Origin of the sequence: Leptolyngbya sp. FACHB-36, from assembly GCF_014695955.1 — a bacterium.
GTDB lineage: Bacteria > Cyanobacteriota > Cyanobacteriia > Leptolyngbyales > Leptolyngbyaceae > FACHB-36.
Genome location: NZ_JACJPG010000112.1, coordinates 1 through 2,792, shown reverse-complemented (window position 1 = coordinate 2,792; position 2,792 = coordinate 1). Strand labels below are relative to the sequence as shown.

At 51.7% G+C, this 2,792-nt stretch carries 3 protein-coding genes; all 3 read left to right on the top strand.

The genetic code is table 11. From position 1 onward, the window contains the following. Window positions 1-172: 172 nt before the first annotated feature. Complete coding sequence (locus tag H6F43_RS01560; protein ID WP_190340265.1) at window positions 173-883, top strand: NnrU family protein; 711 nt, start codon at window positions 173-175, stop codon at window positions 881-883. 56 nt (window positions 884-939) lie between these two features. Then, entirely contained in the window at window positions 940-1,299 is a 360-nt protein-coding gene (locus H6F43_RS01555) for a thioredoxin domain-containing protein (RefSeq protein WP_242025242.1), read from the top strand. 282 nt (window positions 1,300-1,581) lie between these two features. Further along, window positions 1,582-2,792, top strand: a 1,211-nt coding sequence (locus tag H6F43_RS01550) for an NADH-quinone oxidoreductase subunit L (protein ID WP_190340264.1), incomplete at its 3' end; no start/stop codon positions are given.

Below are 2,792 nucleotides of genomic sequence, written 5' to 3'. Positions count from 1 at the left end.
GCGATCGCCGTTCTTGACCCCTACGCGCTGCTAGTGGCTACCTGGAGCGAGGGTCGTGGCATGCTGCACACGATCGATTTGCGCCAGTTAGAGTTAGATATTGTGTTTTAGGGAGTGGGGCGATCGATGCTAGATTATCCTGTGATCCCTAGCCCCTGAACCGTTCCTTCTTATGCCTGATTGGTTAACGCCCAGCCACTTTGTGATGCTTGGGCTGCTGTTTGGTTTTGCAGTTGCACACAGTGGATTAGCCGCACTGCGATCATGGGGCGAACAGCGCATTGGTCCTCGCCTCTACCGAGTTTTGTTCGCGCTGGTGAGTCTGCCGTTGGCAACCGTGCTGATTATCTACTTCTTTAACCACCGCTATGACGGACTTCAGCTCTGGCAGCTTCAGGGCGTGCCCGGAGTTGCCGCGATCGTCTGGGTGCTGTCGGCGATCTCGTTTGTGTTTCTCTATCCAGCGACGTTTAACCTGCTAGAGATTGCCGCGATTCAAAAGCCACAGGTGCATTTGTACGAAACGGGCATTATCCGCATCACGCGTCACCCACAAATGGTTGGACAAGTCATCTGGTGCATTGCTCATCTGCTCTGGGTGGGATCGTCGTTTATGGTAGTCACGTCGATCGGGCTGATTCTACATCATGTGTTTGGCGTATGGCATGGAGATCGACGTTTGAACGCGCGCTATGGCGAGGCGTTTGAGGCCGTTAAAGCGCGAACGTCGATCGTGCCATTTTGGGCGATCGTGCAGGGACAACAGAAATTGAAGCTAGTTGAGTTCTTGCGCCCTGCTTATTTAGGAGTTGCAGGATTTGTTTTACTGTTTTGGTGGGCACATCCGCTGTTAATTCGTGCAACAGGCAGCGTTGACTGGTAGGATGATCCCAATAGCTTTGTAAACACCGATAGTAAGCCAGGGATCAAACCACTCCAATGGTTAAGCCGATGATGGTTAAGCCGATTTTTGAAAAAGAAGTTTTGGAAGCATCTACTCCCGTTCTTGTTCATTTTGGTGCGCCTTGGTGCGGTCCGTGTCGAATGATTGAACCGATCTTGACGCGGCTTCAGACAGAACTCGATCGCCAAGTGAAGCTGTTTGGGATCAACGCCGACGAGAACTTGAAGTTGTCTAGCGAATATCGAATCACAACGCTGCCCACGATCTTGGTGTTTGAAAAAGGTCGGGTCATCCATCGATTGGAGGGCTTGTATAAGCGAGATGATCTCTGGAAAGAGTTGCAGCAAGCCTTTCTGGGTGCTTCACTAGCAGGTTCTATCGCTGGAAAAAATTAAATTTGTAGCGTCTAGATTGTGAATTGGCGTTGGAATTGGGAAATTTCCTAAATTCTGACGCTCATTTTTGAGTAGTCACTTATAGTCGAACTGGAACAGCTGCGGGCATTTGCAGGAGCACCGGTTCCCTACCTTGCTATAGATGTGATTCTCTAGGTTTTTAGGAATCCTAAGCCGTAGGAGCTGACCGTTGTGTACGTGCCTTGACAGTTTCCCGTTAGGTGTGTGTCACAATGTAAGCGGTTTTCAACCTATTGCAGAATTCTAATCTAGGCGCAAGCAATGGAAGCACTTTATCAATATGCTTGGCTAATTCCAGTTCTGCCGCTAGCGGGCGCGATGCTAGTTGGCGTAGGGCTGCTCTCGTTTAATAAGCCGACGAACCGTCTGCGAAACGTTAACTCAACGTTCATCGTGTCCTTGACGGGAACCGTGATGGTTCTGTCGTTTGCGCTGCTGTGGAGTCAGTTTCACGGGCACCCTACTTACACTTACATGGTTGAGTGGGCAGCCGCTGGAGATTTTCACCTCAGTATGGGCTACACGATCGACCACCTAACGGCGCTAATGCTGGTAATTGTGACGACCGTTGCCTTTCTGGTGATGATCTACACCGATGGCTACATGGCTCATGATCCCGGGTATGTGCGTTTCTATGCGTATTTAAGCCTGTTCACGTCCTCGATGTTGGGGCTGGTAATTAGCCCTAACCTGGTTCAGGTTTATATCTTTTGGGAACTGGTGGGCATGTGCTCCTACTTGCTAATCGGCTTCTGGTTCGATCGCAAAGCCGCCGCAGACGCCTGCCAAAAAGCATTTGTAACCAACCGAGTCGGAGACTTTGGGTTGCTGCTGGGTATTTTGGGCTTGTACTGGTCTACTCGCAGCTTTGAGTTTGATGTAATTGGTGAGCGGCTTCAGGACTTGGTTCAATCCGGTGCCCTCAGCGGCACGCTGGCAGCGCTATTTGCAATCTTGGTTTTTCTGGGACCCGTGGCGAAGTCGGCGCAGTTCCCACTGCACGTCTGGCTTCCCGATGCGATGGAAGGTCCAACGCCAATCTCGGCACTGATTCACGCAGCAACAATGGTGGCGGCAGGCGTCTTTCTGATTGCCCGGATGTTCCCGATGTTTGAGGGCGTTCCGGTGTCCATGACGGTGATTGCTTGGACCGGAGCCTTTACGGCATTTTTGGGTGCGACGATCGCCATCACCCAAAACGACATCAAAAAAGGACTCGCCTACTCCACGATGTCCCAGTTGGGCTACATGGTCATGGCAATGGGCGTCGGGGCTTATGGCGCGGGCTTGTTCCACCTGATGACTCACGCTTACTTCAAGGCAATGCTGTTCCTGGGGTCAGGGTCAGTCATTCACAGTATGGAGAGCGTGGTGGGACACAACCCCGCCTACGCGCAGGACATGCGCATGATGGGCGGCTTACGGAAGTTTATGCCGCTGACTTCACTAACCTTTTTGGTGGGCACGCTGGC